Annotated in this window: 21 protein-coding genes and 1 tRNA gene; 4 read left to right on the top strand and 18 right to left on the bottom strand. The window is 62.8% G+C overall.

What is annotated here, in order from left to right:
- The first annotated feature begins 142 nt into the window (after positions 1-142).
- The gene (locus tag QNI87_RS02550; protein ID WP_300593534.1) at positions 143-556 is read left to right on the top strand and encodes a hypothetical protein; all 414 of its coding nucleotides are present in this window, start codon (positions 143-145) and stop codon (positions 554-556) included.
- A gap of 45 nt (positions 557-601) precedes the next feature.
- Here QNI87_RS02550 and QNI87_RS02545 read toward each other — a convergent pair whose 3' ends face one another.
- From QNI87_RS02545 to QNI87_RS02535, 3 genes are all read right to left on the bottom strand, one after another.
- A complete protein-coding gene (locus QNI87_RS02545; protein WP_300593531.1) occupies positions 602-1357 on the bottom strand; it encodes a sulfite exporter TauE/SafE family protein in 756 nt (251 codons plus the stop codon).
- Positions 1358-1396: 39 nt separating this feature from the next.
- Positions 1397-4168 carry a preprotein translocase subunit SecA gene (gene secA, locus QNI87_RS02540; RefSeq protein ID WP_300593528.1) on the bottom strand — a complete coding sequence of 924 codons (2772 nt, stop codon included), beginning with the start codon at positions 4166-4168 and terminating at the stop codon, positions 1397-1399.
- A gap of 151 nt (positions 4169-4319) precedes the next feature.
- Complete coding sequence (locus QNI87_RS02535; RefSeq protein ID WP_300593525.1) at positions 4320-4592, bottom strand: hypothetical protein; 273 nt, start codon at positions 4590-4592, stop codon at positions 4320-4322.
- Between the two features lie 133 nt (positions 4593-4725).
- Here QNI87_RS02535 and argJ point away from each other — a divergent pair, with 133 nt between their 5' ends.
- Positions 4726-5952, top strand: coding sequence for a bifunctional glutamate N-acetyltransferase/amino-acid acetyltransferase ArgJ (gene argJ, locus QNI87_RS02530; RefSeq protein WP_300593522.1), 1227 nt, complete (start codon positions 4726-4728; stop codon positions 5950-5952).
- On the opposite strand, the gene QNI87_RS02525 is transcribed toward argJ, so the two are convergent.
- Positions 5949-6233, bottom strand: a complete 285-nt coding sequence (locus tag QNI87_RS02525; protein WP_300593519.1) for a virulence factor — start codon at positions 6231-6233, stop codon at positions 5949-5951. The genes argJ and QNI87_RS02525 overlap by 4 nt on opposite strands.
- A gap of 89 nt (positions 6234-6322) precedes the next feature.
- On the opposite strand from QNI87_RS02525, the gene QNI87_RS02520 reads away from it, so the two are divergent.
- Positions 6323-7126: an inositol monophosphatase family protein gene (locus tag QNI87_RS02520; protein WP_300593516.1), complete on the top strand. Its 804-nt coding sequence runs from the start codon at positions 6323-6325 to the stop codon at positions 7124-7126.
- A 72-nt stretch (positions 7127-7198) separates the two neighbouring features.
- Here QNI87_RS02520 and trxA read toward each other — a convergent pair whose 3' ends face one another.
- The 8 genes from trxA to ahcY form a co-directional block, all read right to left on the bottom strand.
- Positions 7199-7519 carry a thioredoxin gene (gene trxA / locus QNI87_RS02515; protein WP_300593513.1) on the bottom strand — a complete coding sequence of 107 codons (321 nt, stop codon included), beginning with the start codon at positions 7517-7519 and terminating at the stop codon, positions 7199-7201.
- Positions 7520-7572: 53 nt separating this feature from the next.
- Positions 7573-11091 (bottom strand): double-strand break repair helicase AddA, encoded by a 3519-nt coding sequence (gene addA, locus QNI87_RS02510; protein ID WP_300593510.1) that lies wholly within the window; start codon positions 11089-11091, stop codon positions 7573-7575.
- Positions 11088-14144, bottom strand: coding sequence for a double-strand break repair protein AddB (gene addB / locus QNI87_RS02505; protein WP_300593507.1), 3057 nt, complete (start codon positions 14142-14144; stop codon positions 11088-11090). Before addB ends, addA begins: the two co-directional genes overlap by 4 nt.
- A gap of 3 nt (positions 14145-14147) precedes the next feature.
- Positions 14148-14864 carry a nucleotidyltransferase family protein gene (locus QNI87_RS02500; RefSeq protein ID WP_300593504.1) on the bottom strand — a complete coding sequence of 239 codons (717 nt, stop codon included), beginning with the start codon at positions 14862-14864 and terminating at the stop codon, positions 14148-14150.
- Complete coding sequence (locus tag QNI87_RS02495) at positions 14861-15862, bottom strand: phosphotransferase (RefSeq protein WP_300593501.1); 1002 nt, start codon at positions 15860-15862, stop codon at positions 14861-14863. Before QNI87_RS02495 ends, QNI87_RS02500 begins: the two co-directional genes overlap by 4 nt.
- Positions 15859-16314, bottom strand: a complete 456-nt coding sequence (tsaE, locus tag QNI87_RS02490) for a tRNA (adenosine(37)-N6)-threonylcarbamoyltransferase complex ATPase subunit type 1 TsaE (RefSeq protein WP_300593498.1) — start codon at positions 16312-16314, stop codon at positions 15859-15861. The genes QNI87_RS02495 and tsaE overlap by 4 nt, the downstream gene beginning before the upstream one ends.
- A complete protein-coding gene (locus QNI87_RS02485) occupies positions 16311-18671 on the bottom strand; it encodes a PAS domain-containing sensor histidine kinase (RefSeq protein ID WP_300593495.1) in 2361 nt (786 codons plus the stop codon). Before QNI87_RS02485 ends, tsaE begins: the two co-directional genes overlap by 4 nt.
- A gap of 158 nt (positions 18672-18829) precedes the next feature.
- The gene (gene ahcY / locus QNI87_RS02480) at positions 18830-20260 is read right to left on the bottom strand and encodes an adenosylhomocysteinase (RefSeq protein WP_300593492.1); all 1431 of its coding nucleotides are present in this window, start codon (positions 20258-20260) and stop codon (positions 18830-18832) included.
- Between the two features lie 152 nt (positions 20261-20412).
- Between ahcY and QNI87_RS02475 the strand changes: the two genes are divergently transcribed.
- Complete coding sequence (locus QNI87_RS02475; protein ID WP_300593489.1) at positions 20413-20892, top strand: peroxiredoxin; 480 nt, start codon at positions 20413-20415, stop codon at positions 20890-20892.
- Positions 20893-20962: 70 nt separating this feature from the next.
- On the opposite strand, the gene QNI87_RS02470 is transcribed toward QNI87_RS02475, so the two are convergent.
- The 6 genes from QNI87_RS02470 to QNI87_RS02445 all read right to left on the bottom strand — a co-directional run bounded on the left by QNI87_RS02470 (position 20963) and on the right by QNI87_RS02445 (position 24437).
- Positions 20963-21397 carry a PaaI family thioesterase gene (locus QNI87_RS02470; protein WP_300593486.1) on the bottom strand — a complete coding sequence of 145 codons (435 nt, stop codon included), beginning with the start codon at positions 21395-21397 and terminating at the stop codon, positions 20963-20965.
- 54 nt (positions 21398-21451) lie between these two features.
- Positions 21452-22198: a cytochrome b/b6 domain-containing protein gene (locus tag QNI87_RS02465; RefSeq protein ID WP_300593483.1), complete on the bottom strand. Its 747-nt coding sequence runs from the start codon at positions 22196-22198 to the stop codon at positions 21452-21454.
- Positions 22170-22670 carry a cytochrome c gene (locus QNI87_RS02460; protein ID WP_300593480.1) on the bottom strand — a complete coding sequence of 167 codons (501 nt, stop codon included), beginning with the start codon at positions 22668-22670 and terminating at the stop codon, positions 22170-22172. Before QNI87_RS02460 ends, QNI87_RS02465 begins: the two co-directional genes overlap by 29 nt.
- A 105-nt stretch (positions 22671-22775) precedes the next feature.
- Positions 22776-23393 carry a GTP cyclohydrolase I FolE gene (folE, locus tag QNI87_RS02455; protein WP_300593478.1) on the bottom strand — a complete coding sequence of 206 codons (618 nt, stop codon included), beginning with the start codon at positions 23391-23393 and terminating at the stop codon, positions 22776-22778.
- Between the two features lie 430 nt (positions 23394-23823).
- Positions 23824-23900: transfer RNA gene (locus tag QNI87_RS02450), tRNA-Arg, on the bottom strand.
- 129 nt (positions 23901-24029) lie between these two features.
- Positions 24030-24437 carry a (deoxy)nucleoside triphosphate pyrophosphohydrolase gene (locus QNI87_RS02445; RefSeq protein WP_300593475.1) on the bottom strand — a complete coding sequence of 136 codons (408 nt, stop codon included), beginning with the start codon at positions 24435-24437 and terminating at the stop codon, positions 24030-24032.
- Between the last annotated feature and the right edge of the window lie 26 nt (positions 24438-24463).

Genomic DNA, 24463 nt, shown 5'->3' with positions numbered 1-24463 from the left:
GCAAGTCAACGCCGATATCGCAATCCTTGTGGCCTTGGAGGGGTGTGAGACGCCCTGGCTTGCTCGCACCATTCGTTACGCTTTGTGACACCCTGCACTGGCGCCATGGGCTAATGGGTACCCAAGAGCAAGGGAACCCGCAATGACCCTCCGTACGCTTCTTCCCATTGCGCTGGCGCTGGGCGCCGTCGCGTTCTCGCCCGCCGCTGCGCAGCCAGTCAACGTGAGCCCCGAGGAAAGGGCGGCTCAAGCCGATGCGCGTTTTGAAGAGACCAAGATCCGGCTGAATCTGCGCGAAGATCAGGTGGAACCGGTGCGAGCGATCCTGACAGAGTGGGACGAGAAACGCGCCATCGCGATCGAAGACGCCGATCTGGGAGGCGGGCGCAGTCGCAGCAAACTGCGCAAGCTGCGCGGTGATATCAACGCCATCGACAAAGAAACCGATGCGCAGTTGAGCGAGATTCTCGATGACCAGCAAATGGTCGAATATCAGGCGCTGAAGGAAGAGCGGCGCAATGAGATGAGGGAGCGCATGCGCAACCGGCAGATGTAGAGATGTAGGCTTTCTTCGCGGGATGCGCGCCTGGCTGTTCAAGGGTCATAGCCCGACTAGCAGTCTTGCGCCAACCAACACCACCAAACCCGCCGTCAGCCAGCGCACCCAACGCACGGGCAAGACGCGCACAGCAAGCAGGCTGCCGATCTGCCCTCCAACAGCGACCGCGATGAGCAGTGGCAACGCCGCGCCGATCGCTCCTCCTAGAGCTGAAGGGCCTTGCTTCAGAAGATGCCCGGCAAGTCCAAACAGCGAGTTGATGAGAATGAAGACACTGGCCGTCGCCGCGATGGCGCGGGCGCTGTTCCAACGGGTGAGATGGAGAATGGGCGCCAGAAAGATGCCGCCGCCTATGCCGACCAAGCCGGCGAGGTAACCTATCGGCACTGCCAGTGTGGGAACAAATCGCGCGAGCCGCGTCGGCTCATCGGCCCTGAACTCGCTCACCGGCAGAACCATGGCGCCCCCGCTCAGGACCAGACTCGTTCCTAACAGCGCCATGAAACTCGCTTCATCAATCGGAGTAAGGCCCCCGAGCAGCGCAGCCGGCGCGGCCAGAGCGGTGAGTGTCAAGGCGCCGCGCAAGGGGATGAGCGCGGCGCGGGCAAAACGCACCGTGCTGCCCGCGACAACGACAATATTGCAGGCGAGCGCTACTAACGGCAGCAAGCGATAGTCGAGCTCTGAGAGAGCCAGGAGCGCCGCGTAGGTCGACCCGCCGCCAAAGCCGACGCTGGCGTAGAGCAGCGCCGTCAACAGAAAGGCGAGCGCGAGCGCGAACGGGATTGCTCCGATCACGGCCTAGCGCTCTCGCTTGTCAATCAGCTTCGCGAAACCTCAAACAGGAGCCGCAACCGGCGGGATGCCCACCGCGCCGTGGCAATGTTTGTACTTCTTGCCCGACCCACACGGGCATGGCGCGTTGCGGCTGATGTTAAGGTGCGCGTAGGGGTTTTCGGTGATCGCCCCGCCCGTGCCCGCTTCCGCGCGCGCAGAAGGCGCCAGAGATCCGATCATATCGGGGCGGTTTTCCGAGCCATCGCCATCGCCGGAATTGTCGAGCCCGGTCAACGGATCGATATGGCTAGTCAGGAAATCGGGCAGATCGGGCAGCGCCTGAGGCTCAGGCTGCGCGATGCGCAACTCGGACTTGAACAGGATCTTGGTCACTTCCTCGCGCAACGTGTCGAGCATGGTTTCGAACAGGCCAAACGCTTCCTGTTTGTACTCGTTGATCGGCTGCTTTTGAGCGATGCCGCGCATCCAGATCACCTGCCGCAGGGCATCGAGAGTTGCGAGGTGCTCCTTCCAGTGGAAATCCAGCTGACGCAGCAGCGCGTCCTTCTCGACCAGACGCCAAATCGCCGCGTCGTTCTTGGCAATCTTTTCCTCCATCATCGTGTCGGTCTGCTCGCGCAGGCGCTCTTCGATAATTTCCGGCTCGACCTGATCTTCCTCCAGCCACTCGTCGACTGGCGGGGTAAGACCGAAGATATCCTCGATCTTCTCCTTGAGCTGGTCGATATTCCATTGCTCGGGATAGGAGCCCGGAGGACACGCGTCAGCGACAATCGTGTTGATCGTGTCGTGCCGCATATCGACGACCACATCGTCGACCGCTTCGGAATCCATGATTTCAGCGCGCTGTTCGTAGATGACCTTGCGTTGGTCGTTCATCACATCGTCGTACTGAACCACCTGCTTGCGCGTTTCATAGTTGCGCGCCTCAACCTTCTTCTGAGCGGTTTCAATAGCTTTTGACAGCCACTTGGAGCCGATAGCTTCACCGTCTTCGAGGTTGGAATTCATCATCTTGGCGAACAAGGTGTCCGGCCCGAAGATGCGCAAGAGGTCGTCCTCTAAGCACAGATAGAAGCGCGAAAGGCCGGGGTCGCCCTGGCGGCCCGAGCGGCCTCGCAACTGGTTGTCGATGCGGCGGCTCTCGTGACGCTCGGTGCCGAGCACGAACAGTCCGCCCGCATCGATCACCTTGGCCTTTTCGGCGGCGACTTCTTCCTTGATGCGCGCGGCGGCTTCGTCCCTGGCGGGTCCCTCTTCCATGTCGCCGAGTTCGTCGCCCAATCGGAAATCGAGGTTGCCGCCCAGCTGAATGTCGGTCCCGCGACCGGCCATGTTGGTGGCGATTGTGACCGCGCCAAAGCGGCCCGCTTGCGCCACGATATGCGCCTCGCGCTCATGCTGGCGGGCGTTCAGGACCTCGTGCTTCACGCCTTCCTTGTCGAGGAAGTTGGAAAGCAGCTCGGACTTCTCGATCGAAACCGTACCGACAAGGATCGGCTGGCCGCGCTCGTTGTGTTCCTTGATCGTCTTCGCGATCGCCTGGAACTTGTCCATCGTGTTCTTGTAGAACTCGTCTTCCTCATCGATCCGCGCGACGGGCAGGTTGGTCGGGATTTCGACGACGTTGACCTTGTAGATATCCCAGAATTCCGCCGCTTCGGTGGCCGCGGTGCCGGTCATCCCCGACAGCTTGGGATACATCCGGAAGTAGTTCTGGAAAGTGATCGAGGCCATGGTCTGGTTTTCCGGCTCGATCTTGACGCCTTCCTTGGCCTCGACCGCCTGGTGCAGACCGTTCGACCAGCGCCGCCCGTCCATCATTCGGCCTGTAAACTCGTCGATGATGACCACCTTGTCATCCTTGACGATGTAGTGATCGTCGCGGCGAAACATATGCACCGCTTTCAAGGCCTGATCGAGGTGGTGGACAACCTGCGTGTTCTCGACATCGTAGAGGTTGTCGGTCTCCAGCAGGCCCTTCTTGATAAGCAACTGCTCAACCTCTTCGAGGCCATCTTCGGTCAGCTGTATGTTCTTGGTCTTCTCGTCCTTTTCGTACCACTCCTCGGGGATCTCCTTCGCGACCTCGTCGAGCGCGTGGTAGAGTTCGGACTTGTCCTCGGTCGGCCCGGAGATAATCAGCGGCGTGCGCGCTTCGTCGATCAGGATAGAGTCGACCTCATCGACAATAGCGAAGCTGAAGGGGCGCTGGACCATCTGGTCACGCTCGTGCTTCATATTGTCGCGCAGATAATCGAAGCCGTATTCGTTGTTGGTGCCATAGGTGATGTCGGCGTTATAGGCGTCGCGCTTCGAATACTCGTCCTGATTGGGCAGGATCGTGCCGACCGTCAGGCCCAACCAATTGTACAGCCGCCCCATGTCAGCGGCGTCGCGCGCGGCGAGGTAGTCGTTGACGGTGACGACGTGAACGCCTTTGCCCTCGATCGCGTTCAGATAGACCGCCAGCGTCGCCATCAACGTCTTTCCCTCACCGGTGCGCATCTCAGCGATCTCGCCGCGATGAAGCACGATGCCGCCAATCAGCTGCACGTCGAAGTGGCGCATGCCGAAGATACGAACCGAAGCCTCGCGCACCGTTGCGAACGCTTCGGGCAAGAGATCATCGAGCGCCTGCCCGCCATCGAGCCTCTCTCGAAACTTGGAAGTCTGCGCCTGAAGTTCGCTGTCCGTCATCGCCTGCATCTGCGGTTCGAGCGCGTTGATTTCGTTTACGATCTTGCCGAGAGACTTCACGTAGCGATCGTTCGAGGAGCCGAAGATCGATTTCATGATGGTGTCGAACATGGGCGGGTGTGGTCCTGTATCTTTTGATGGCCGCGCGTAGGGCGTTGAGGCCGGGCGCGTTTGCGGGATCAAATGAGAAAAGTACGCCCTGTACAATCGCGCTGAAAAGCGCGCGGCATGGCGTTCAGCGGATGAGAGGGGATCAGTCGCGCTATTCGAGCGCGCGGTCCGCTCCGACCACGATCGAAGGCGGAAGAATGCCGTGCAGACGCGGACGCTCGACGGGGGTCTTGCGTTTCGGACACGGTCGCTTGTGCTTTTCTGGCGGCTTTTCACACTGACACGCCTCACCTTTGAGGTCGGCCATTTGGCCGAGCGTCTCAACGTCGTAAGACAACCGATCCAGCACGGACGCATGCGCCGGTGCGTGGAGCGCGGTAAGACCTGTCAAAAGGACCACAAAGGCGAGCAACCGGTGTGCCATTGCAAGCAAGATAGGCGTTTTGAATGCGTTCGTCCACACGCAACAGACCCGATATCATCCGAACCCGCATGAGAGGGCGGGAAATCCGCGGAAGAATTGCCTGCCAGCTCCGTTGCGCCTAGGGCGCACCCCTATGGATCTTCCCCCCTCCCCCCTCGCCCGGCCCTTTCCCGACATGCCCGCAATTGCCGGGGTAACGCTGCGCGCGGCGCGGGCGCGATACAAAGAGTGGGAGCGCGCGGATCTGACCTATGTTGAGCTGGTCGAGGGCACTGGCGTGGCCGGGGTGTTCACCCAGTCCTTGTGCGCCTCGAGCGAGGTTGAGCTGGGCCGCGAGCAGGTCAAACGCGGCGCGGCGCGCGCCCTGGTCGTCAACGCGGGGAACGCCAACGCTTTCACCGGCTATCGCGGACGCGAGGCGGTTGAGGCAATCCAACGCCAGACTGCCGATCACATCGGCTGCGCGCCCGAAGATGTGTTCGTTTCCTCGACGGGGGTCATCGGTGTGCCCTTGCCCAAGGACAGGGCGCGCGATGGCATCGTTGCCGCCTTCGCCGCGGACGAAGCGACTTGGGAACAGGCCGCGCACGCGATCTGGACGACCGACACTTTCGCCAAAGGCGCGCACACCTGCGCGATGATCGGCGGCACCAAGGTGAATCTTTGCGGCATCATCAAGGGCTCCGGAATGATCGCGCCCGACATGGCGACCATGCTGGGCTACGTCTTCACCGACGCGGCGATCGAGCCCGCTTTCCTGCAAGAGCTATTGAGCCGCGCCAACGCCGGAACCTTCAACTGCATCACTGTCGATGGCGACACGTCGACCAGCGACACCGTGCTTGTCTTCGCAACCGGGCAAACGGATGCGCCGAGAATTAAAGACTGGGAGAGCCCCGGCGCCGACGCGTTTGCCGCGGCCCTGACCGACATTTGCCGCCAGCTCGCGCAGCTCGTGGTGCGCGATGGCGAAGGCGCGTCCAAGTTCATCCAGATCCGCGTCTCTGGTGCAGTCAACGACGACAGCGCCCGCCGAGTCGGGCTCGCCATCGCCAACTCTCCGCTCGTCAAGACCGCGATTGCCGGCGAGGACGCAAATTGGGGCCGCGTGGTGATGGCCATCGGCAAAGCGGGAGAGCCGGCGGATCGCGACAAGCTCGGCATCGCCTTTGGCGGCGTATGGACCGCCCGCGATGGCCTTCCGGTCGAGGACTATGACGAGACCCCGATTGCCGAGCATCTAAAGGGCGAGGAGATCGATCTTGCGGTAGAATTGGGCGTGGGTATCGGGCGCGCGACGGTGTGGACCTGCGATCTCACCCACGGTTATATCTCGATAAACGCCGACTATCGGAGCTAATCGAGGGCAGGCCCCAGATCGTTGTTCTCTTCAATCCGGAGCATACGAATGTCGCGCACAGAAGGTTGGAACCAACAGTAGAGACGTTTCAATTCTTGAGCCGCGATCACACAGTCCACAGCGGTGATGTTATCGTTGCCAAAATAGGTCGAGCCTTGCTGCCACTCAAATCCGCGATCTTCTAAGACAGACCGGATATCCTGGTAAGCGTTCCGCCAACTTGCGTTGGGATAGGTCTGCTCAAGCGTTGCGGTATCCAAATCAAAAACGATCGCGTACATCCGGCCTCCCGAATTGCTCTTCTTTTTATTATGTCCGAATGGTGCATTCATGTGGGTCCAATAACGTCAATTTTCCTTGAAAGCAAAACATGCATCTTACAGCTCTCGACGCTGAAATCCGCGACCTGATGCGCTTTGCGGCGCAGCGCTCGATGCTGCCCCGCTTCCGTGGGCTGGCTGATGACGAGATCGAGATGAAGGGCAAGGACGATCCGGTCACCATCGTTGACCGCGAAGTTGAAGCGTTCCTGACCGAAGCGCTCGTCAAGCTTTCACCAGGGGTCGCGGTTGTCGGAGAGGAAGCAGTCGCTGCCGACAAGGCCGTGCTCGATAAGCTGTCGGGCCAGTGCTGGATCATCGATCCGCTCGATGGCACCGCCAATTTTGCAGAAGGCAAGGAGCCGTTCGGGATCATCATCGCGCTAGCCGATGCAGGCAGCACCGTTGCGGGATGGATCTACGATCCGACCAAGGACCGCCTTTGCTACACGCGCAGGGGTGAAGGGGCGTTCATCGATGGCGAGCAGGTGAAGGCGCGCTCAAGCCACAAAAATCAGCCGGTCCTTGCCTTCAGCACGATGTTCATCAGCGAAGAGGAAGCGCAAAAGCGCCATGCGCAATTCGCCCCGCACTACACTCTCACCGAGATCCCGCGCTGCGCCGCCGAGCAATATCCGCGCCTAGCGCTTGGCGAAAATGACCTCTCGAGCTTCGAGCGCACGCTACCTTGGGACCATGCTGCGGGCGCGCTATGGCTCAACGAAGCGGGCGGCAAATGCGCGCGCGCCGACGGAAGCGAGTATCGGGTCGACGAGTATGATCGCCAAGGCCTGTTCGGCGCGTCGAACCCTGCGATCTGGGACGATTTTGTGGAGCGGCTTGGCGCCGCCTAGTGAGTCCCCGCGCAGGCGAGGATCTTGTGCGTCAAGAGAACGGTCCCCGCCTGCGCGGGGACTCGCTCTGGATTACAGCTCGCTTTCGAGCCATTCCTTAAGCTGGCTCTTGGGCGCTGCGCCAACCTTGCGTGCGACCGGCTCGCCGTTCTTGAACAGCACCATGAGCGGGATCGACTGCACGCCCATTTCGCCCGGCGTCACGGTGCTTTCCATGATGTCCATCTTCGCGATCGTGACCCGCTCACCCAGCTCTTCGCTGATTTCCTCAAGCGCCGGCGCGATCATCTTACACGGCCCGCACCAATCGGCCCAGAAATCGACCAGGACAGGCTTGTCGCTTTCCAAAACGTCGGACTTGAAGCTGTCATCGTTCACGTTGACGGTGGCCATGGTGTGTCTCCTGAAGTTTCGTTGCCATCTATCTAGGCCAAAAGCGCGCGCACTCAATACGCCTCGGGGCCGACATCTCGATAGCTTTCCTGCGCTTCGCCCAATTGATCCTTGTGCACCGCCAGCAGCCCTTGCGGCAATTCGATGAGTTGCGGGGTTTGCGTGTACAGCACGGCGGCACGCACAGGACGGCCCGGATAGATCGCCTCAAGCGCAGCGACATAAGCCGCCATCTGACGCATGGTCGCGGTAGGAACGGTTTCGGCGGTGTCCGGAGGGCGGCTGGTGGTCTTGAAGTCGACCACCATAACCGCGTCAGGCGTCACCAGCAGGCGGTCGATTGTACCGGTGACAACAACACCGCCCACCGTTGCGGTGAGGGGCACCTCGGCCAGCGAGCCCGGCATGAAGATCTCGGCAAAGTCCGGGGCCTCCAGCACGCTGAGCGCGCGGGCGAGCATGTCCTCACGTGTCTCCGATGGCAGATCGCCGCCCTGACGCTCCAGCCAGGCGCTCGCCGTCTCTCGCCGCGTATTGGGCGGAAGATCGGGCAGACCTTCGAGCAGGCGGTGGATCAGCACACCCCTTCGCATAGCGGCGCGCATCGCCGCTGCATCGTCAGCGTGTGCCAGAGGCGGATCGGCGCCCGGATCGTCGCCTGCTGAACTCGGCGCGAGCGGGCGCGGCGGCTTGGGCTCCGGGCCAATCGGGGTCGTCGCCCACGCTGGAAGCGCGGCAGCCTCCTGTTCGCCGGACGCGGCCCGATCGGTTGTCTGGGCAAGCGGGTCCGCGCGTCGGCCCCATTCGCGCCGAGCGCCCCACAGCGGATCGGCCAGCGCCTCCTTTTCGAAAAGCGGCTCAAGCTGCGCGTACCAGCTGTCTTCGTGCGGCCCGTTCTTGAGGTCCTGCTTGCCCAAGGCGCCGGTCAGGAACAGCGCTTCTTCCGCGCGGGTCATCGCGACGTAGAGCAACCGCCAATGCTCCTCCTTGTCCGCCGCGCTCGCCGCTTCTTCAGCTTCACCGATCGGCCCGACGCGTTCGTCTTTCGAAAGCGCGGGCAAGGGCACTGCGGGGTTCGATCCGCGCTCTTCACCCAAGGGCGCATCGGTGAGCTCCAGCGCGTTGCCCTCGCCCGGTCGTCCCGTCGCATCCGCCAAGATCACGATCGGCGCTTGCAAACCCTTGGAGCCGTGCACGGTAAGAACCCGCACCTGACCGCCTGCATCGTCCGGGTCGCGCTTCACTTCGGCCGAGCCCGCGTCGAACCACTCGATAAAGCCTGCAAGGCTGGGCGTGTTGGCGCTTTCGAAGGCGAAGGCGGCGTTGATGAGCTCGTCGAGCGGATCGTTCGCCTCGCGGCCCAGCCGCGCGACAAGGCGCGCGCGCCCGCGCCAAGGCCCGGTCAGAACCCACGCAAGAAGCGCTTGCGGGGTCTCGAAATCCGCAAGACGCAAAAGATCGCGCAGACGCTGCGCCGTCTCCTGAACCTTTGCGGGCGCGTCCTTGCGCCTCAGATGGTGCCACAAGGGCGTCTTGTCCGGCCTTGGCGCGTGCTCCAGCAGATCGTCCTGCGTCCACCCGATGAGCGGCGAGACCAACAGGTTCGCGCATTCCAGATCGTCGAGCGGCTGCGCGGCAAAGCGCAGCGCGCTCATCACGTCCTTGACCGCGAGCGGCGCGCCCAGCCGCAGCCGATCGACCCCGGCTACCGCCACGCGCGCTTCGTGCAGCTTGGCAACGATCTGCGCGGCGAGCCCCCCACGCTTTCGCACCAGCACCATCACATCGCCGGCTTCAGCGTAACGCCGTTTGCCTTTCTCCAGCACAAAGCGATCCGGCCCTCTGACCCAGCTTGCCACCTGCTTCGCGATCCGCTCGGCCAGGACCGTTTCATGGTGGGAAAGCCATTCGCGCTCCTCGTCCTCGGGATGGTCCTCATCCGCGCGCACCGGGTTCCACATTGCGACAAGACCCGCGCGCGCCTCCCCGCCATGGTCCGGCGGCGGCGAGGGCAATCCGAACGCTTCGTGGCCAAGCCGGCTGATAGCCGCGTTCACGAAGTCCAGCACGGGCTGCGCGGTTCGAAAGGAGCGTTCAAGGTCAAGTGGCAACCAGTTCGGGACGTTGCGCGCCTCACGCAGCGCCACCGCGTTCTCCCGCGCGTCGAGGATGCGCTCACGGATGCGGACCTTGGCGCGCTCGTAATTCTCCGGGCTCGTTCCCTGAAAGCCAAAGATCGCCTGCTTGTAATCGCCCACGGTGAAGATCGTACGCAGCTTGTCGCCACTCGCGCCCTCGCCGCTGAAGAAATCGTCGATCAGCGCTTCGACAATGTCCCATTGCGCCGCGTTGGTGTCCTGCGCCTCGTCGATGAGGATGTGGTCGAAGCGGCGGTCAAGCTTGTAGCGGATCCAGGCGCCTGTCTCGGGCTGCGCGAGTAGCTCGGCGGCGCGGCGGATGAGGTCGTCGAAATCGAGCAGGCCTTCGCGGCGCTTGGCCTCCCGCCATCGAAGCGCAAAGGCGCGCCCCAGTTCGAGCGCAGCGGTGAGCAGTTCGGCAAGCTTGAGAAGCGCTAGGCGTTCTTCCACCATCGCCACTGCCGTAGCGATCAATTCCTGCCCTTCGGCGAACCCCAGATGGTCTTCGCGCGGCTTCTTGAGACTTAGCGCGGGCGAGCCATCCGCCTTAAGCAACGTCTTACGAAACTCTGCGTAGCGTGACGTGCGCGCCTCAAGATCTAGGGAAAGCCACTCGCGCATGAACGCCAGACATTTGTCAGCAGTTTTGGTGCCCCAATCCTCAAGCGGCGCGATCATCGCGCGCAGCGTAGCATCCGGAAAGACCTCGGCACTGAGACCATTAAACGCCCAGGCCTCATCCGCATCGGCAGGCATGTCGAGCATGCGGCGCACGCGCGCGTCGACCGGCGATTGCCATCCGGCCTTGCCCTCCCACAGCTCTTCGCGCGCGGCGCAGCGGATCAGCCAGTCGTGCAGGCTGCCTGGGTCCTTGCGCAAGACGAACAGCTCCACCGCGCTCAGGATGCGGGTGTCGTTGCTCGCCTCCGCCTCGCTCAAGAGGTCGGCCAGGCAATCGCGCGCGAGCAGTTCGCGCTGACGATCGTCCATCGCCTGAGAGCCCGGAGAAAGATCGGCTTCATCCGGAAAGTTGGCGAGCAGCCATTGCGAGAACGCATGGATCGTATCGATCCGAAGGCCGCCGCCGGGGCAATCGAGCACACTTGCGAACAGGGTCCGCGCCCGATCGCGGGTGCCGTGGTCGGTGTCCGCGCCAAGGCTCTGTAGCTCCGTGAAGAGTTTCGTGTCATCCAGTCGGACCCAGCGCGCCAGCACGGCGTTGATACGGTTCGCCACTTCCGCAGCGCCCGCTTTTGTGAAGGTAAGGCACAGTATCTGCTCGGGCTCGACATCGCGGCGCAGCAGCAGCCGCAGCACGCGCGCGGAGAGAACCTGCGTCTTGCCAGTGCCCGCCGAGGCGGACAGCCAGACATTGTCTGCTGGCTCGACCGCTCTCAACTGATTGTCCTTGAGAGGGAAGACCTTTTCGCTCACGCCCCCTCCAAACCCTTCTTGGCGTCTGGTTCGAAAATCCATTCTTCCAGCCGCATGAGTTGATCGTAATCGGTGTAGCCGGGGTAGTCGGGATTCTCCTTCGCTGTAAAAGGCTTAGCGCCGGTGATGTAATCAGTGATGGCCTCAGTGAGCTTGGCCTCGTGCAGCGGCAGGAATTCTTCCGGCTCAAGCCCGCGCTCGCGCGAGGAGAGCTTCATGGGCACGCTGATTTCGCCAAAGTGATCGTCCTTCTTGCGCAGCGACCAGTATTCGAATGCGGTGGCCTCGCCCCTGAATGCGCTCGCCTCGGGCGCGCTGCGATCGGGCTTGAATCCGCCATGGCGCGCGATCAGCCCCAGCACACCCAGCTGCAGGCGATAGCCCGCCGCAGTTTCCTTTTTCGATGGAGGTGCCCCGGTCTTGTAGTCGACAATGCCCAGCGTTGCGTCGGGAAGGCGATCCACCCGGTCGGCCTGCCCGAAGACACGCACACCCAGGTAATCCATCGCGCCCCATGTCTCGGTCAGGGCGACCCGCCGTCCCTCTTCCTCGGCGAGGTTGATCCTTTCTTCGAAGCGGGCGAGCGCCGCCAGGATACGCGGGCGCCACAAGCCCCAGAACAGCGGATGCGGGTTGGTCTTGGCCAACGCGTCTTGCGCAAATGGAACGAGCGCAAGGTCAGGTCGTGTAACGCGCGCCCGGTGCCATTGATCAAGGATCTTATGCACCAGCGTGCCGCGCAACGCGGGGTCGACGAAGGGGTCGGCGGCAAGCGGATTGAGCTTGCGCAGATTCAGGATCGACTTCGCGTAGAATTGATAGGGATCGCCCAGCAACTGGTCGAGCGCGGTGGCGCTGATCGCAACGTTACGCAGCGCCGCGGACGGGTTGGGCGCCGGGCGGGGATAGGCGCTTGGCGCCGGGGGCGGCGCGCGATCGAGACGAGGAAGAATCTCGCCGATGCGCGTTTCGCGGTGCTCTCTTGCCTCCTTCTCGCCCAGAAGCGCCTCAACCCGCAGCACAAAGCGCGAGGGACGCGTAGGCCCGTCCGCATCGCGCTGCGACCGGGTGAGAACGACGTCCGGCGCGCCCATCGCCCCGGCCAGATCGTGCGCTGCCAGGCCGATGCGAAACTCCGCGCCCGGCACACCCAGCGCGCGCAATATAGCGGGCGCGAGCAGCGCGTCGGGCGACGGGGTTTGAGGCCACGTCCCCTCGTTAAGGCCGCCACAAATGACGAGATCGGCGCGCGCCATGCGCGATTCGAGCAACCCGTAGACAGCCACGCGAGGATGACCGCCATAGGGCGGGCGCACCGCAATCTCGGCCATGGTGTCGCGCAAGACGGTGGCGATATCGGACTTTGCCAGGAGCGTTGCGCACTCGCCCGCGTGAAGGCGCGTGTCTTCTACCATGCGCGCCAGCGCCCGCCCGTCTTCGCGCGCCCACACCGCCTCGCCAGCCAGCGCCTCGGCAGCCGCGCAGATCCGGTCCAGCGCCTGGGCCAACGGGGTCTCATCGGCCAGATCGGCCAGCGGCGTCAGGACCGCCTCGACCGCCTCCCACCAGGCGATGACGCCAGCGTTCTTCGTTTCCGCCGCCGCGCGGCGCATAGGGGCAAGACCGGGCGCGGGGGCAGGGCCGCGCAGATACCGCTCAAAAGTGCGCAGGTTCATCAGCCAGTCGCCGCGCGTCCGAGTGTCCGCACTCGCGACCAGAGGATGGCCGAGCGCGGCAATAAGGCTCACAAGCTCCATGCCTTCGCCCGCGACCTCGGCCAGCAGCGCGAAAAGCCGTCCTGCGGCGGTGAGCGACAAGGGCTGACCGGCCGAATCGTCGGCCTCAACATTCCAGCGCCGCAAATGCTGCGTTACCCTTCGCGCAAGACCGCGATCGGCGCTGACGACGGCAACGCGTTTGCCCGGCTCCTCAAGCGCCTCGCGCACCATCAGGGCGATCGCTTGCGCTTCTTCCTCGCTGTTCGCAGCGGTGAGCGTGCGAAGGCGCGGCAGGCGGCGCCTGTCCGTTTCCAGCGTCACCCAGGACTTGCTCGCCTGCGCCGGCAGGAACAGCGAGCTTATGGCTCGGCTGCGCGCGGGTTCGGCTGCTGCGAGCCCCTTGCGATGCCATGGACGCACTTCCTCGCGCGCCACACCCATGCGTTCGAGCAGCAGTTTGAGGTGGTACTGCGGGTGGGTGAGCGCGTCGCTCTTGCCGAACACCTCGCCGCCCGGTTCGGGCGCGGCGCCCCCTCGGCCCAGCTCCTCCCAGGCCGCATCGTCCATAGCAAGGTCAAGATCGGGCAGGATCACGGCGCCTTCTGGCAGGTCGGCGATGGTGCGCAGCATCCGCGCTAGCGCGGGCGAAGCGCTGGTAACGCCGGCTGCGATGATCGGCGTTTGCGGCGGGTTCTCGCGCCAGCGCCGGCGCGCGCGGTCGAACAGGAGGTTGCGACGGGTTGCCGCGTCCACCTCGCCGCGCTCCTCCAATCGCGAGAGCCACCGCGCCTGCACGCGGGCAAACAGCGCAATCGAGCGCTGCCAGTGCCGGGACAGATCGCCGAGCGTATCGACCACTGCCGGGCTCACAAGATCATCGGGCGTTTTCCCTTCAACCAGCAAGCGGTCCATCGTGCGCGCCATCTCGCGCGCCAGACGCATGCGCGCGGCGCCAGGCAGCGTTTCCAGGCCGTCAGCGGCGCGCTCCACTTCGATCAGCCGTGCGATGTCAAGCCATCGCCGAGTGGGCTCAACCGCCGGCGGGATATCGCTTGCGCCCAGCGGATCAAGCAACGCGCCCAGCGCCTCGTCAAGGTCGAGGTCGCCCACGGTGACGAGCCGCGGCATTAACAGGCCGGCTTTGCCGACCTCGCCGGTGTACCGGGTGAAAGCCTCCGAGATCGTGCGCGCGGCCCGTGCGCTGGGCACCAGCAAAGTGAGGCGAGCCAAGCCAAGATCGGGTTCCCAGTAGCGCGGAACAATCCCCGCGACGAGCGCGTCGGCAAACCCGCGATGCGCGGCGATGGAGTAAACCTGCGGGTCTGCCGCGCTCACCGCTCAGCCACGCTGAAGAGCCTCTTCGGTCGGCGCGATGGCTTGCGGTGTGCCGACCTCAAACCATTGCCCGGTAAAGGTGAGACCGAACAGCCTGCCTTCCTCGATTGCGCGGTTCCACAGGATATTGGTCGAAAACGCTCCCGCCGGGGCCTCGCGCAAAAGGCGGTGCGAAATCAACTGGATACCGGTGTAGATAAAGGGCGCGATCCGGCCTGACTTACGCCGCGACAGGCGCCCGACCGGGTCCACATAAAAGTCGCCTTCCCCGCTGAAATTGTTCGCTCGCGTGTGCGGCACGACCAGCAAGAGCGCATCCATCGCCGTTGGATCCCAGCGCGCGGAAAGCTCGGCAAAGCAATTGCGCGGACCATCGAGCCAGATGTTATCCGCGTTGAGGCAGAAGAAGGGATCGGCAAGTTGCGGCGCAGCCTTGATGAGTCCGCCGCCGGTTTCGAGCAGCTGCTCGCGCTCATCAGAAATGGTGACTTTGGGGAGGTCGCGCTCGAGAACATGCGCCTCGAGCGCGTCGGCGAGGTAATGGACGTTCACCACCGCCCGCGAGACACCCGCCTCGGCAAGGCGATCCAGCGCATGATCGACCAACGCCTTGCCCGCCACACGCACCAGAGGCTTGGGCTGCGACACGGTCAACGGGCGCATTCGCTTGCCAAGGCCAGCGGCCATCACCATGGCGGTGTCGCTGGCGAGCGCGCTCATGCGATCGTCCCTCCCCCCCTTGCGCGCAGCTCTTCGGGAATGTTCGCATCGAACCAGTCGGCCACAGGTCCGAGCGCGGGATGTTCAAGATCTTGTTCAAGCAAGCCCCACACTCGCGGGATCATCCCAAGATAGCGCGGCTTCTCATCGCGTTTGAACAGGCGGGTGAAGATGCCCACAATCTTGGCGTTGCGCTGCGCGCCGAGCGCGGCGTAGTCGGCCAGGAAGTCCTCGCCGTCCTCTCCGGCTTGGTGGCGGTAATATTCGAGCATCCGGGTCGCAAAATTCTGATCCACATCGCGCCGCGCATCCTGCAAGAGCGAGACGAGGTCATAGGCGCGGTGGCCTACCAGCGCGTCCTGAAAGTCGATGATACCCTGCGGGGCCGCAGGCGATCCGCCCAGCAGCATGATGTTCTCAGCGTGGTAGTCGCGCAGCACCGTGACGCCTGCGCCCTGCCGGTCGATCAGCGGGGCGAGCACCTCGCGCCACGCCGCTTCGTATCCGACCGTATCGACATCGAGGCCCTGCGCATCAGCGTACCATTGCGGCAGCAGATGCACCTCGTGCAGATAGGCGTCCATATCATAGGCGCTGAACGGTCCAGCGGGGCGCCGATGAAGCTCGACCAGCGCGTCGATCGCGGCCCGGTAGGCGTCCTCTTCGGCTTCCGGATGCGCGTCGAGCCAATCGCGCATCCGGTCGTTACCGAAGTCTTCAAGCAGGACCCAGCCCGCCTCCGGCTCGCTGGCGTAGATTTTCGGCGCGCGCATTTGGTGGGCGTGGAGCCACTGGGCGACATTGAGGAAGGGCGCGGGATTTTCACGCGGTGGCGGGGCGTGCATCAGCATGGCCTTGTCGCCCGAGGGCCTCGCAATGCGGAAATACCGACGAAACGAGGCGTCGCCCGGAATCACGTCGACAGCGGCCTCGCCCCACCCGGCTCGGCCCAGAAAATCGTGCAGTCCTTCGGGAAGCTCACGCGCGCTGTCGGTCATGGCATCCGCCCTAGCCAATCCGCCCCGCCCCTCGCAATCGCAATCCGCCCTTCATCCGCGACTTCAAGTGTGATTTCGAGACATCCCGCCTGGTGTGCGAAGCCGCCGGCATTATCGGGCCATTCGGCAATCAACGCCGCCCCCTCGCGATAGTCCTCAAGGCCAATCTCGCTCGCCTCGGCAGGGTCTTCGAGCCGATAGAAGTCGGCGTGCACAACCGGAATGCGCAAGGGCGGCGCGTCATAGGTCTCGATGATCGTAAAGGTCGGAGACGGGACTTCGCCTGCATATCCCAATGCGGCGATGATGGCGCGCGCCAGCGTTGTTTTACCCGCACCCAATCCGCCCGAGAGTGCCACCACATCACCTTCGCGCAGTGCATTCGCGATACGCGCGCCATAGCGTTCCATCGCGGCAAGATCGGGCAAGACGACACGTTCGCCAGCGGTCATGGCAGGCGAATGATCGCGGTTGTCCCCGCGCCCTTTTTGCTGGTGAGTTCAAGGCGACCGCCCTGCGCCTCGATCAGCTGGCGCGCCAGCGGGATGCCGAGACCGCTGCGGGTCGCGCGCTCGCCTTCAGCGCTTTCGCGCCCCGCGCCCAGCGCTTCGGCCAGCGTCGCCTTGCTGATCCCGCGGCCGTTGTCCGAAATGACGATCGAGGCGCTCCAGTCCTCGTCCTCGCCCGGCTTGGGCACCTCGATCAGGATATGGCCCTGCTCGGGCGTGCCGCTAATCGCATTGTCGAGCAGATTTCCCACTGCGCGCGCCAATTGCCGCGGATCGGCCATCGCGATGCGCGACTTCTTGCCTTTGAGATCGAGCCCCAGCCCGGCCTCGATTATCGCGGCTTCGCGCTCGCGCACCAGCTTCGTCAAAAACGGCAGAAGCTCGATCTTCTCCTTGGAGATCGGCATCAGACCCGCTTCGCTCTGCGACAGGTCGAGCACGTTTTCCACCTGCTCTGTCAATTGATCGACCGAGGTCAGGATCGCGTCCACGTAGTCGCCCGCTTCGTGGCTCAGATCGCCCCCTGCCCCGCTTGCGAGCATCTCGGCGAAGCCACGAATTGTGGTGAGAGGGTTGCGGAATTCATAGGACATGTTGGCGAGGAAACGCGTCTTGACGCTGTCGGCTTCTTCAAGAGCGGCGGCGCGCTCGCGAAGCGCCCTTTCGGCCTTCTCCGAATCGGTGATATCAAGCACTGTCAGCAATCCGTTGCCGTCGGGCAAAGGCACGCCCGCAAAGCGCAAGCTGCGCCCGTCAGAGAGCTCGACCTGCCCCGATTCTTCGTGGCGGTCGAGCGTCGCGGCGCGCACAACGGCCCCGATCTGCCCCGTCTCGCTGGGATCGACCAGGTTGTCGCCGATAGCATCGAGCAGTTCGGTGGCGCTTGGGTGACTGTCGAGAAACTCCGCGTTCAGCCCCCAGGTGGGCGCAAACCGGCGGTTCCACAGTTGAACGGAGCCGTCGGGGGCGAAGATCGCGAGCGCTTCGAACAGGCTGTCGAGCGTGGCAGTGCGGGTGCGCAAGAGGGTGTCGCGCGTCGCAGAGAGAGCGAGGCTCTCTGTGCGATCCTCACCGATCAGCACCAGCCCGCCATCGGGCATGGGCTGGGCGACAATCCGCAAGTGGGTGCCGCCGGGAAGCGGCCAGTTTTCCTCATGCGCCCGTTCAAGCTCGAACCATCCGGTGCGCTCGCGTCGCCATTCTGGAAAATCGCGCACTTCGGGCGTGCGGTTCTTCTCCCGCGCTTCGGCGAGGAAACGTTCAAACGCCATCGCGCCCTCATCGCTGCCGTCGCCCACATCCGCGCCTAGCTCAAACAGGCGGCGAAACGGGAGGTTGGCGTAGATCAGCCGCTCCTCGTCGTTGAACTGCGCCACGCCGATCGAGAGCTGGTCGAGCATGGCGCGCTGCGCGGCGCGGTAGGCCCGAAAATCGCGGCGGACCTGCTGCTGCTCTTCGATATCAATCGCATACCCCGCAACGCCCTCGCTCCCAAGCGGAAGGTCGCTCACTTTCAGCGTGCGCCGCTCGCCGTGAATGGTGGAGGCCACAATGCGCTCGGTTCTTTCCTGCCGCTCAAAGGCACCGCGCGCAACATCGCCGGGGCTGCGGCCCTTGTGATCTTCGAGCAGTTCGATCCGACCCTGCACCACTGCGTCCGCGCTGCCCGCCGCGACAGCTTCGACATAGGCCCGGTTCACCAGCTGGATCGCCATATCCGGCCCGCGAAACCACATTGGCATGGGCGCTTCTTCGATCAGGCCAAGGAGTGCGCGAAAGCCTGCTTCCGCCTGCGCGGTCGATTGGCGCAGACGGCTCAGCTCGTCTTCGCTCTCGGTAAAATCGAACACCCAAACCAGCGCGGCCCCGGCGGGAGACACGTTCGGATCGGCCAGCGCACCATGCAGCGCGAGGCTGCGCCGAGAGCCCGGCAGCATCAGTGACATCTGAAACGGAGCGGCGCTTCTTTGCGTGTGCCGGACGTGATCGTTCAATTCTTCGACCTGATCGGCGGTGAGGCCGTCTCCTCCACTCGCCAATTCGGAAAGATACTCAGGCATTTCCGCAAGCCCGAGCCAGCGCGCGAGACGCTCGGGGGCTTCGATACGGCCATCCACGCGCACCAGCATGGGAATCGATGGCGCGGTCTCAATCAGCGCCTGCATCCGCTTGAGCGAGGATTGAAGTCCCTTGACACGCCGCACCTGCCCGCTGGCGCGCAGCGCAAACACCGCCGCTGCCACGGTCCAGGCGGCGAGCACGAGGCCAATGACGGCCGCAGCTAGCGGGGTGATTTCCATGGCCACCGCGCTATTCCCACGCACGCAGCGATGCAACACGGGTCAACGCGAAAAGCCCCGGCAAAGCGACAGCACGACGGCCCCGAAAAGCTGGGGCCGGCACGTTAAGACTGGGATACACCGACCTGCGCGGTGACCTTTCGCGTCATGCGACCCGGTCAGTAGCGGTAGTGGTCCGGCTTGAACGGACCCTCCGCCGGCACGCCGATGTAATCGGCCTGCTTCTGGCTGAGCTTGGTCAATTCCACGCCCAACTTTTCCAGGTGAAGCGCGGCAACTTTCTCGTCGAGATGTTTTGGCAGAACGTAGACGTCGTTGTCGTACTCGTCCGACTTGGTGAACAGCTCGATCTGCGCCAGCGTCTGGTTGGTGAAACTTGCGCTCATGACGAAGCTCGGGTGGCCGGTCGCGCATCCCAAGTTGACCAAGCGGCCCTTGGCCAGCACCAGGATCGACTTGCCATCAGGGAAGGTGACCATATCGGTGCCCTCCTTGATCTCTTTCCACTCATAATTGTCGAGCGCGGAAATCTGGATCTCGCTGTCGAAATGGCCGATGTTCGAAACAATCGCCATGTTCTTCATATTCTTCATGTGCTCGCCGGTAATCACGTCTTCGTTGCCGGTGGCGGTCACGAAGATATCGGCGCGCTTGACCGCGTCTTCCATCGAGACGACCTCGTAGCCGTCCATCGCGGCCTGAAGCGCACAAATCGGGTCGATCTCGGTGACCATGACCCGCGCTCCGCCGTCGCGAAGGCTGGCAGCCGAGCCCTTGCCGACATCGCCGTAGCCCGCAACGCAGGCGACCTTGCCCGCAAGCATCACATCGGTTGCGCGGCGGATCGCGTCGACTAGGCTTTCCTTGCAGCCGTAGAGGTTGTCGAACTTCGACTTGGTGACGCTGTCATTAACATTGATCGCCGGGAACGGAAGTTTGCCCTGCTTGGCGATCTGATAGAGGCGCATGACGCCGGTCGTGGTTTCTTCCGAAACGCCCTTGATGGTCTTCACGCTCTTGGTGAGGTAACCAGGCTTGGCCGCGACAAAGGCCTTGAGCGCGCGCTGGAACTCGATTTCCTCCGCGTTGGCCGGGGCTGGCATTTCTTCGCCCGCCTCGATCCGCGCGCCCCACAGCGCGAACATGGTGGCATCGCCGCCATCGTCGAGAATCATGTTGGCGGTCAGATCGGGATTGTCCGTGGTCGACCAATCGAAAATGCGACCAACATAATCCCAGTAATCTGCCAGTGTCTCGCCCTTGATCGCAAAGACCGGAATGCCGCGGTCGGCGATGGCGGCGGCGGCGTGGTCTTGCGTCGAGAAGATATTGCAGGTTGCCCAGCGCACCTCGGCGCCCAGCGCGACCAAAGTCTCGATCAAAACGGCAGTCTGGATCGTCATGTGGAGCGAACCGGTGATGCGCGCGCCTTTCAAGGGCTGGCTGTCGCCGTATTCCTCGCGCAGCGCCATCAGGCCGGGCATTTCGGTTTCGGCTATCGCGATCTCATCGCGACCGAACTGCGCGAGAGTGATGTCCTTGATGATGTATTCATGCGATTGTGCGTTGGTCGGCGCGGCGGTGGCCATGGCGTATCTCCGTAAACTCTGCTGCGCGCCCTAGCGGCGCGGCCAGTGAGAGGCAAATATAAAGTTATCTTTATATCTGTAATTCTTGCCGCTTAAGGACACACGCGTATAGCTCCACCGATCCGTTTCTATCTAACCTTAAGGAGACCCCCATGCCCATTTCAGTAGGCGACAAGCTGCCCGATGTGACAATGATCAAAGCCACCGCTGAAGGCCCGCAGCCGGTGCAGTCCGGCGAGTTCTTTGCAGGCAAGAAGGTCGCGCTCTTCTCCGTGCCCGGAGCTTTCACGCCGACCTGCTCGGCCAAGCACCTGCCCGGCTTTGTCGAGAAAGCCGGCGAGCTCAAAGCCAAGGGCGTCGACGAAATTGTCGGCACAGCGGTGAACGATGCTTTCGTGATGGGCGCGTGGAACGCGAGCGCTGGCTCGGACGACATCACCATGCTCGCCGATGGCAACGCCGAGTTCGTCGAGGCAGTGGGCCTCACCATGGATGGATCGGGCTTTGGCATGGGCACACGCGGCCAACGCTTCTCGATGATCGTCAGCGATGGCGTCGTGGAACAGCTCAACGTCGAGGCGCCGGGCGACTTCAAGGTGTCGAGCGCGGAATACATGCTCGATCAGATGTAGTCATTCGGCCTTTCGGCCTTCCGTGACCGAGGAGAGGGCGCCCGATCAAGGCGCCCTTTTCTTGTGGCCTTCAGCCATCAGGAAGCGCGTAAGTGACCGTAGACTGCGCAACCGGCACGCTCTCGTCGTCTTGCCACAACCTCACATCGACCGTCGCGAGACGCCGTCCGAGTTTGATGAGGTAAGCATCGGCAAAGAAGTCCTCCGCTCGCACACCGCGCAGAAAGCTCATATTGAGATTGCTCGTCACTGCCATCGGGACGATCCCGATATGCGCCAGAATCACCGCATATGCGGCGCGGTCGGCCAGCGCCATCTGCGTCGGGCCTGAAACAATTCCGCCAGGACGCAGCTGGGCGGTCTGCGGACGTTGGCGAATTCGGACGAAACCCGGTTCGATGACCGCGAACTGCTCGGGGTCTTGCTCATGCCCCGGAAAGGCCTCGGCAAAGAAGTCAACGAGTTGCTGGGCGCTCAGCACCACTTTGTGATTGGTCGAAGTCATGGAAGCGCTGTCGCGGCAATCGGAGGCGCGATCAAGTGCGCGGATCGGGCCGTGTCAGCTGAGGCCGGGCGCACCGAGGGCTACCCACAGGGCCAGAGCGGCAGCCAGCGCCCCTGAAACAAGGAACCGGACCCATGAGGTCTGTTCGTTCTCTTCCTCCCGTCCCTTCAACAGCTTTCGCCCCGAGAGCATTGGGCTCACCAAATCGTTTTGCCTCACGACCGCGTAAAAGGTGATCGCGCTTAAATGCAGCGCCACGAATCCGAGGACGACCCAATAGAACCATTCGTGCCATTCGGTGAGCGCGTCGGCGGTCGCAACACCGACCAGAGGGTTGAGAGGGCCGGTGGCCCCGTCGAACGGATCGCCGGCAAACAGGCCTGAGCCAACCTGCACCATCATCACCGCAAGCAAGCCAAGCACGCTCAGCGCCCCTAATGGGTTGTGGCCGATCTTGTCGGCTGCCGCACCCGCTCGACCGGTTACGTAGGCCAGGACGGCTCCCGGTCCCTTAACAAAGGATCGAAAGCGCGCGGTGCGGGTGCCCAGAAAGCCCCATAGGAGGCGGAACACGAGCAGCCCAAGGAGCGCAATTCCGAATCGCTTGTGCAAGGCCCACTGCGAATTCTCGGCCGACCACCAGAGCGCTGGTACCAGCAAAGCAAAGCTCCAGTGGGTGAGCCTTAGCGGCAGATCCCACACGCGCACCGAAGGGTCTGTTACGAAGCCGGGCCCGCCCGGATCGGTGGTTTCCTCCGTACCCGCTTGGGTCTCAGTCGGTGTCGAGGCGGAAGTTGTCATGGCAGTTCTTGCACGAGCCGCCAACGACGCCCACTTGATCTGCCACCGCGACCGCGTCGCCACCCTGGGCGATGGTGATCATCTCAGCGCTCGCATCGACAAGTCTCTGATGCGCTTCGGCGAATTGCTCTGGCTTTTCCCAGATCGCGGCGAGCGCTTCGGTGTCATAACCATCATCGACCGAAGTGCCTTCGGGAAAAAAGCCTTCCACCTTCAGCGCAGCCGCGTTCAAGTCCGTAGCGGCTTCGGTGATGACGGTCATGTCCGGACTGTCGCCTTCAAGCTGTGTGCGGATCGCCTTGAACGAGTCGCCGATTGTCTCGAAGTTCTCTTGCCGCTGCTCAATCACTGGAGGGTCATCGGCTGCTGGCGCGGGAGCTTCGCCTTCCGCCGCCGGTTCACCGCCGCACGCGGCGAGAGAAAAAGGCAACACTGCAAGCGCAGCACTCGAAAGAACTCTTCTAGGGGACATCAGCACACTCCTGCTCTTGAATAGGCAATCCTGCCGGTGCATCCCTTCCACCAACACTCAGAAAGCTAGCGCCCCTTGAGCAACTTGCGCAAGGGGCGTTGGCTTTTAGTAGCCCATAAGGCTCATCACTTCTTTGCGGCTGCGATGGTCGTCAAGAAAGCAACCCATCATGCGGCTGGTCACCATCTTTACATCCGGCACCTTGACACCGCGACCGGTCATGCAACCGTGCGCCGCTTCGATGACAACCGCGACACCGCGCGGCTCGAGGTGAGTCCAGATGCAATCGGCAACCTCAGCTGTGAGACGTTCCTGCACCTGCAGACGGTTGGCGTAACCGTGCAGAACGCGCGCCAGCTTGGACACACCAACGATCTTCTTATCGGGCAGGTAGGCAATGTGCGCGACGCCTGTAATCGGGACCATGTGGTGCTCGCAATGCGAGCTGAACGTAATGTCCTTGAGCATCACAATCTCTTCATATCCGCCCACCTCTTCGAACTGGCGAGCTAGGTGCATTGCCGGATCTTCCTGATTGCCTCGGCAGAACTCTAGCCAGGCTCTCCCGACCCTTTTGGGAGTATCTACCAAACCCTCACGGGTCGGGTCGTCTCCGGCCCAACGGATGAGTGTTCGCACGGCCTCCTGAACGTCCTCAGGAACGTCGGGCTTGTTGAGCGGATTGTCAGGATCAAACTCGTCGTGTTCGTGAATGTAGTTCATTAGCTGTGGTCTTTCTATCATGCGGGGAGTGACATGGTGCGAGTCCCCCCTCCCAGGTGTTCGACGTGATCCCTATGGTAAAAATCGCTTAAGCTTCATCGGGTTCCACGCTGTTTGCGTCGTTGTGTCCCGGGGCTCTATTTACGATTGCGGTGTGTCGATGGCCGCCCGCTGCGATATGTAGGGTGTTAAAGAGAAATTGCATCCCCCTGAAATCATGAGATTTGCGCGACGCCGGAATCGACCGGCTGAGGGTGGAAGCCAAAAAGGGCACTGATCCTGCAAGGCCAATCCCCTTTTTTGGCGCGCCAGGAGGGATTGCCTCGCTCGCTTCGCTCTCTCGTCGTCTCCGCTACGCTGCGACTTCGAAAGCCCGCCTCCTTACCTTTGACCCACCAAAAAAGCCCACCCCCGAAGGGATGGGCTTTCTTGGCGCGCCAGGAAGGATTCGAACCTCCGACCGCCTGATTCGTAGTCAGGTACTCTATCCAGCTGAGCTACTGGCGCGCGTGAGCGGCGGCTCATAAGTGGGCGCGGCACGCTTGGCAATCCCTGAATGCGTAAAGATGCAAGATAAGTGACAGGGATCGAAGTAGCTAGCGGCCAAGGGAAATGGACGGCTTGAGGAGCGCGCGGTCATTGGCCAAACAGCCTTGCCGCAAGTTCAGAATCGAGCGGTGGCTTTGCAAGTTTGGACACGCCAGCGGCGCCAAACCAGTCGATTGCCTCCCCTTCGAGCGCGCGCGGCTCGCCCCGCCAGCGCGTAATCTTGTAAAGCAGGATGACAATCGCCGGATTCGCCCCATCAGATCTCTCTTCGGCGAAAAAGAGAGGCGCGCAATCCTCCGCCGCCACGAGGATTCCCAGTTCCTCAGCCAATTCGCGACACAGCGCTTCGCGTGGAATTTCAGAGGGTTCAACCTTGCCCCCCGGGAATTCCCATAGGCCGCCATGGTGCTTTTCGACAGGCCTTTGATGCATCAGCCATCGGGCGTCTGCCCGCTGCAACGCGCCCGCAACCACCAGCAATCCGTTCGCAATCATGTCGGTTTTTTTTCCAACATGGAGAG

It is taken from the genome of Erythrobacter sp., from assembly GCF_030066995.1.
Classification (GTDB): Bacteria; Pseudomonadota; Alphaproteobacteria; order Sphingomonadales; family Sphingomonadaceae; genus Erythrobacter.
This window is presented reverse-complemented; position numbering and strand designations above follow the sequence as displayed.

Coding starts and splice junctions, on each gene's coding strand:
- QNI87_RS02550 (WP_300593534.1), top strand. CDS start 143: ATGACCCTCCGTACGCTTCTTCCCATTGCGCTGGCGCTGGGCGCCGTC.
- secA (WP_300593528.1), bottom strand. CDS start 4,168: ATGTTCGACACCATCATGAAATCGATCTTCGGCTCCTCGAACGATCGC.
- QNI87_RS02535 (WP_300593525.1), bottom strand. CDS start 4,592: ATGGCACACCGGTTGCTCGCCTTTGTGGTCCTTTTGACAGGTCTTACC.
- argJ (WP_300593522.1), top strand. CDS start 4,726: ATGGATCTTCCCCCCTCCCCCCTCGCCCGGCCCTTTCCCGACATGCCC.
- QNI87_RS02525 (WP_300593519.1), bottom strand. CDS start 6,233: ATGTACGCGATCGTTTTTGATTTGGATACCGCAACGCTTGAGCAGACC.
- QNI87_RS02520 (WP_300593516.1), top strand. CDS start 6,323: ATGCATCTTACAGCTCTCGACGCTGAAATCCGCGACCTGATGCGCTTT.
- trxA (WP_300593513.1), bottom strand. CDS start 7,519: ATGGCCACCGTCAACGTGAACGATGACAGCTTCAAGTCCGACGTTTTG.
- QNI87_RS02500 (WP_300593504.1), bottom strand. CDS start 14,864: ATGAGCGCGCTCGCCAGCGACACCGCCATGGTGATGGCCGCTGGCCTT.
- QNI87_RS02495 (WP_300593501.1), bottom strand. CDS start 15,862: ATGACCGACAGCGCGCGTGAGCTTCCCGAAGGACTGCACGATTTTCTG.
- tsaE (WP_300593498.1), bottom strand. CDS start 16,314: ATGACCGCTGGCGAACGTGTCGTCTTGCCCGATCTTGCCGCGATGGAA.
- QNI87_RS02485 (WP_300593495.1), bottom strand. CDS start 18,671: ATGGAAATCACCCCGCTAGCTGCGGCCGTCATTGGCCTCGTGCTCGCC.
- ahcY (WP_300593492.1), bottom strand. CDS start 20,260: ATGGCCACCGCCGCGCCGACCAACGCACAATCGCATGAATACATCATC.
- QNI87_RS02475 (WP_300593489.1), top strand. CDS start 20,413: ATGCCCATTTCAGTAGGCGACAAGCTGCCCGATGTGACAATGATCAAA.
- QNI87_RS02470 (WP_300593486.1), bottom strand. CDS start 21,397: ATGACTTCGACCAATCACAAAGTGGTGCTGAGCGCCCAGCAACTCGTT.
- QNI87_RS02465 (WP_300593483.1), bottom strand. CDS start 22,198: ATGACAACTTCCGCCTCGACACCGACTGAGACCCAAGCGGGTACGGAG.
- QNI87_RS02460 (WP_300593480.1), bottom strand. CDS start 22,670: ATGTCCCCTAGAAGAGTTCTTTCGAGTGCTGCGCTTGCAGTGTTGCCT.
- folE (WP_300593478.1), bottom strand. CDS start 23,393: ATGAACTACATTCACGAACACGACGAGTTTGATCCTGACAATCCGCTC.
- QNI87_RS02445 (WP_300593475.1), bottom strand. CDS start 24,437: ATGATTGCGAACGGATTGCTGGTGGTTGCGGGCGCGTTGCAGCGGGCA.